Below are 5251 nucleotides of genomic sequence, written 5' to 3'. Positions count from 1 at the left end.
CCCCACCCCAACCCCTCCCCTGAAGGGGAGGGGCTAAGAACATGCAGATCGCCCCCGAGGCCGCCGAACGCCACACGCTCGCCGTGCTCGTCGACAACGAGCCCGGCATCCTCGCGCGCGTCGCGGGGCTGTTCACCGCGCGCGGCTATAATATCGAGAGCCTGACCGTGTCCGACGTGACCGCCGACAAGGCGGTGTCGCGGCTGACGATCGTCACCTCGGCGTCGGCGCACGTTATGGAACAGATCATCGCCCAGCTTGATCGGCTAGTGCCCGTCCATTCCGTCACCGATCTGACCGCGCTCGGCCCCCATGTCGAGCGCGAGCTGGCGCTGGTCAAGGTGGCGGGCACGGGCGATCACCGGATCGAGGCGCTGCGCCTCGCCGACATCTATCGCGCCCGCGTGCTCGACGCGACCACCGGCTCGTTCGTGTTCGAGGTGACGGGCGGGCGCGACAAGATCGATACCTTTGTCGCGCTGATGGCGGAGGTCGGGCTGATCGAGGTCGCCCGCACCGGCGTCGTCGCCATCGCGCGCGGGCGAGAGGCGGCATGAGCACCTCGTCACCCTGAACCTGTTTCAGGGTCCTGCGTGACGCCGCGTCCACCGGCCGGACGCCACTGGGACAGGCTGTCGCGCGTGGATGCTGAAACAAGTCCGGCATGACGAACAACAAGAGGACAGAACAATATGCGCGTTTACTATGACCACGACGCCGATCTCGGCCTGATCTCGACCCGGAAGGTCGCCATCGTCGGCTATGGCAGCCAGGGCCACGCCCATGCGCAGAACCTGCGCGACTCGGGCGTCGCGGAGGTCGCCGTCGCGCTGCGGCCCGGTTCCGCCTCCGCCAGGAAGGCGCAGGACGCGGGCTTCACCGTGCTGGCCAACGCCGACGCCGCGCGGTGGGCGGACGTGGTGATGATCCTGGCGCCCGACGAGCATCAGGCCGCGATCTACGCCGACGACCTCGCCGCCAATCTGAAGGAAGGCGCCACGCTCGCCTTCGCGCACGGGCTCAACGTGCATTTCGGGCTGATCGAGCCGCGCCCCGACCTGGACGTGGTGATGATCGCGCCCAAGGGCCCGGGCCATACGGTGCGTTCCGAATATCAGCGCGGCGGCGGCGTCCCGTGCCTGATCGCCGTGCACCAGGACGCGTCGGGCAATGCGCACGACGTGGCGCTCGCCTATGCGTCGGCCGTGGGCGGCGGGCGATCGGGGATCATCGAGACCAATTTCCGCGAGGAATGCGAGACCGACCTGTTCGGCGAGCAGGCGGTGCTGTGCGGCGGGCTCTCCCACCTGATCCAGGCGGGGTTCGAGACGCTGACGGAGGCCGGCTATGCCCCCGAAATGGCCTATTTCGAATGCCTGCACGAAGTGAAGCTGATCGTCGACCTGATGTACGAGGGCGGGATCGCCAACATGCGCTATTCGATCAGCAACACCGCCGAATATGGCGACATCACCACCGGCCCGCGCATCGTCACCAGCGAGACCAAGGCGGAGATGAAGCGCGTGCTCGCGGACATCCAGGCCGGGCGCTTCGTGCGCGACTTCGTGCTCGACACGCGCGCGGGCAGCCCCGAGCTGAAGGCGTCGCGCAAGGCCGCCGCCGCGCACCCGATCGAGACGGTGGGCGCCCGGCTGCGCGCGATGATGCCGTGGATCGGCCAGAACCAGCTGGTGGACCGGGCGAAGAACTGAAACGTTGCGTTAACCGGTTCGGGATTTGACGCGCGCGCCAACCCGGACCAGCATGGCTACGAACACAGGAGACTCTCGCATGCGCCTTACCTTCGCCGCCCTTCTCCTCGCCGCGCCCGCGCTGGCGCAGGCCCCGAGCAGCCAGCCCGGCAAGCCGTCGACCGCGCTGGCGACGGCGGGCAGCTACCATGTCGATACCGGCCACACCCAGGTGCTGTTCACCGTCAACCACATGGGCTTCACCGAATATACCGGCCAGTTCACCCAGCCGACCGGCACGCTGACGCTCGATCCGAAGAACCCGGCCGCCAGCCAGGTCTCGATCACCTTTCCGATCGACAAGGTGTCCACCACCGTCGCGGCGCTCGACACGCATCTCAAGACGCCCGACTTCTTCGACGCGGCGAAATACCCGACGGGCACCTTCACCTCGACGCGCATCGTCGCGAACGGCACGACCGCGACGATCACCGGCAACCTGACGCTCAAGGGCGTGACCAGGCCGGTGACGCTGGCGGCGACCTTCGTCGGCGCGGGGCAGGCGGTGATGGGCGCCAAGAAGACCAATGTCGGCTTCCACGCGACCACCGCGATCAAGCGCTCCGACTTCGGTATCAATTACGGCATCCCGCTCGTCTCGGACGAGGTCCGGCTGACGATCAACGCCGCGTTCGAGGCGGACTAGCCGGTGGTGTCGGGCGGCCGGCGATCGCCAGTGAGGAACTGGCGGAACCGGTCGGCGATCGCGGGCGGCGCGTGACGGATCATCGCGCGCAGGCGATCTTCGAGCAGGTCGGCGGGATGGCCCTGATCCCGATAGGCCATCGTCCAATCGCCGAAGGCGCGCTCCTCGATTTCCTCGTTGACCAGGATCTCGATCCGGTGATGACGAGGATCCTTGAGGATGCGCGCCATGGCGATATCGACGCTCTCGTCCGGCCCCTCCAGCACCTGGAGGAACTTGCCGTCCGACGCGCAGAGCAGGCCGGTGACGCCGTTCAAGCCGTTGAACGGCCGCGCGCCGCGCAGGATCTCGGGCGCTTCCTCGCTGGCGTCCCGCGTGGTGGCGACGCTTTGATAGATGATCTGACGCATGATGCCGGCGATAGGAGACCTTCCGCGCCGCGCAAGACAATCTCGATCAGCATGGGGTCGGCGGTGGACAGCCGGCCCGTTTCGGGGCAGACACAGCGCATGACGTTGGTGGCCCTGCGACTTACGCGCCCTTAGGCGCGCTCGTCCCTTTTCGCGCCTGAGGACCCGAGCCTTTTCGTCCGAGAGCCCCATGCTGCGCGATCCGTCCACCAAATACCGCCCGTTCCCGCCGATCGACCTGCCCGACCGGCGCTGGCCGTCGCGCACGCTGACGACGGCGCCACGCTGGCTGTCCACCGATCTGCGCGACGGCAACCAGGCGCTGATCGATCCGATGGACGCGGAGAAAAAGACGCGGCTGTTCGACCTGCTCGTCCGCGTCGGGCTGAAGGAGATCGAGGTCGGCTTTCCGTCGGCGGGCGCGACGGAGTTCGATTTCATCGCCGGCCTCGTCCGCGCCGGACGCGTGCCGGACGACGTGACGATCCAGGTGCTGACCCAGTCGCGCGCCGACCTGATCGGCACCACCTTTGACAGTCTGGCCGGCGCGCCGCGCGCGATCGTGCACCTGTACAATGCGGTCAGCCCCGCGTGGCGGCGCATCGTCTTCGGGATGAGCCGCGCGGAGATCAAGGCGATCGCGGTCGCCGGCGCCAAGCTGCTGCGCGACGAGGCGGCGGCGCGGCCGGACACCGACTGGCGCTTCGAATATTCGCCCGAGACCTTCTCGACCGCCGAGCTGGACTTCTCGCTGGAGGTCTGCGCCGCCGTGATGGAAGTGCTGCGGCCCACGGCGGACAAGCCGCTGATCCTCAACCTGCCCGCCACCGTCGAATGCGCGACGCCCAACGTCTATGCCGACCAGATCGAATGGTTCGGGCGCCACGTGCCGAACCGCGAGACGGTGCTGCTGTCGCTTCACCCGCACAACGATCGCGGCACGGGGGTCGCCGCGGCCGAGCTGGGGTTGATGGCGGGCGCCGATCGGGTGGAGGGCTGCCTGCTCGGCAATGGCGAGCGGACGGGAAATTGCGATCTGGTGACGGTCGCGCTGAACCTGTACACGCAGGGGATCGCGCCCGGTCTCGACCTGTCGGACATCGACGAGGTGATCGAGACGGTGCGCTACTGCACCCAGCTGCCCGTCCATCCGCGCACGCCCTATGCCGGCGACCTCGTCTTCACCGCCTTTTCGGGGTCGCACCAGGACGCGATCAAGAAGGGTTTTCACGCGCGCGAACAACAGAATGACGACAGGTGGGAGGTGCCGTACTTGCCGATCGACCCCGCCGATCTGGGCCGCAGCTACGAGGCGGTGATCCGCGTCAACTCGCAGTCGGGTAAGGGCGGCGTCGCCTGGGTGCTGGAACAGGATCGGGGCCTGCGCCTGCCCAAGCGGCTGCAGGCCGATTTCAGCCGCCATATTCAGGCGCTGGCGGACGAGACCAGCCGCGAGCTGGACGCCCGTGACATCGGCGCGCTGTTCGATCGGGTCTATCTGGCCAGCGACACCGACCGCTTCGTGCTGCGCGACTATCAGGAGACGGGCGCGCCGGGCGACCGGCTGTTCGTCGGCCGCGTCGCGGTGAACGGCGCCGAGCGATCGATCAGCGGGCGCGGCAACGGGCTGATCTCGGGCGTGATCGCGGCGCTGGCGGAGGCTGGCGTGGCGCTGGACGTCGCCGACTATGCCGAGCACGCGATCGGCGGCGGCGCGGGCGCGCTGGCAGCGAGCTACCTCGAATGCCGCCTGCCCGATGGTCGCGCGGTGTGGGGCGTCGGCATCGACCCGGACGTGGCGACCGCCAGCGTGCGCGCGGCGCTGAGCGCGGCGAACCGTGCCTGAGGAACGGTCGGAGCGATCGCATCACCACCCGTTAACCAGACCCGCGCTACGCCTAACCCATGCACAAGGTCGTGGTCAGTCGCGCGCAGGCGCTGGTGAGCATCACCGCGAGCGGCTTCGTCGATGTCGCGGGACTGGAGGCGGCGGCGACCGACCTGCATGCCGCGATCCGTTCGCTTGAGGAGCAGGCCGGCACGCACGTCACGCTTTATGACCTGACCGAGGTGAAGGTCTTCTCGCCCGTCGTGCTGGAATTGTTCGCCGCCTATTGGAACAATCCGGCGGTGCCGTTCGGCCGTCGCATCGCGGTGGTCAGCATCTCCCCGCTGGTGTCGCAGCAGATGGCGCGCGTGCAGGCCGGGCGAGACACGATCCGCGTCTTCGCCGATCGTCGCGAGGCATTGGGCTGGCTGCTCGCCGCCGACACGGAACGGCCGAGCTGACCTCTCCGGCTTGGCGGGGCAGGATCACCCCCCATATGTCGATCATGAGCGATGACGATCAGGGCCGCGCGGTGCCCGCCGGGCGGTTGGCGCGGCTGGGGGCCTTCGGGCGGCTTGCCGGGTCGGTCGCGGGCGGGATGGCGGCGGAGGGAGCG

The 5251-nt window shown here is 68.5% G+C and carries 6 protein-coding genes; 5 read left to right on the top strand and 1 reads right to left on the bottom strand.

All coding sequences use genetic code 11. The annotated features are described in order from the left end of the window. The first annotated feature begins 41 nt into the window (after positions 1 to 41). The 3 genes from ilvN to HUU95_RS07715 all read left to right on the top strand — a co-directional run bounded on the left by ilvN (position 42) and on the right by HUU95_RS07715 (position 2397). The gene (gene ilvN, locus HUU95_RS07725; protein ID WP_174279589.1) at positions 42 to 557 is read left to right on the top strand and encodes an acetolactate synthase small subunit; all 516 of its coding nucleotides are present in this window, start codon (positions 42 to 44) and stop codon (positions 555 to 557) included. 135 nt (positions 558 to 692) lie between these two features. Then, a complete protein-coding gene (gene ilvC, locus HUU95_RS07720; protein WP_174279588.1) occupies positions 693 to 1712 on the top strand; it encodes a ketol-acid reductoisomerase in 1020 nt (339 codons plus the stop codon). 79 nt (positions 1713 to 1791) lie between these two features. Next, positions 1792 to 2397 carry a YceI family protein gene (locus HUU95_RS07715; RefSeq protein ID WP_174279587.1) on the top strand — a complete coding sequence of 202 codons (606 nt, stop codon included), beginning with the start codon at positions 1792 to 1794 and terminating at the stop codon, positions 2395 to 2397. Here the strand turns inward: HUU95_RS07715 and HUU95_RS07710 are convergent. Continuing rightward, positions 2394 to 2807, bottom strand: coding sequence for a BLUF domain-containing protein (locus HUU95_RS07710; protein WP_174279586.1), 414 nt, complete (start codon positions 2805 to 2807; stop codon positions 2394 to 2396). The genes HUU95_RS07715 and HUU95_RS07710 overlap by 4 nt on opposite strands. A gap of 190 nt (positions 2808 to 2997) precedes the next feature. Between HUU95_RS07710 and leuA the strand changes: the two genes are divergently transcribed. Next, positions 2998 to 4653 (top strand): 2-isopropylmalate synthase, encoded by a 1656-nt coding sequence (gene leuA, locus HUU95_RS07705; RefSeq protein ID WP_174279585.1) that lies wholly within the window; start codon positions 2998 to 3000, stop codon positions 4651 to 4653. A 59-nt stretch (positions 4654 to 4712) separates the two neighbouring features. Next, positions 4713 to 5096, top strand: coding sequence for a hypothetical protein (locus tag HUU95_RS07700; protein ID WP_174279584.1), 384 nt, complete (start codon positions 4713 to 4715; stop codon positions 5094 to 5096). The last annotated feature ends 155 nt before the right edge of the window (positions 5097 to 5251 follow it).

It is taken from the genome of Sphingomonas bacterium (assembly GCF_903643065.1).
In the GTDB taxonomy this organism is placed as follows: domain Bacteria; phylum Pseudomonadota; class Alphaproteobacteria; order Sphingomonadales; family Sphingomonadaceae; genus Sphingomonas.
This window is presented reverse-complemented; position numbering and strand designations above follow the sequence as displayed.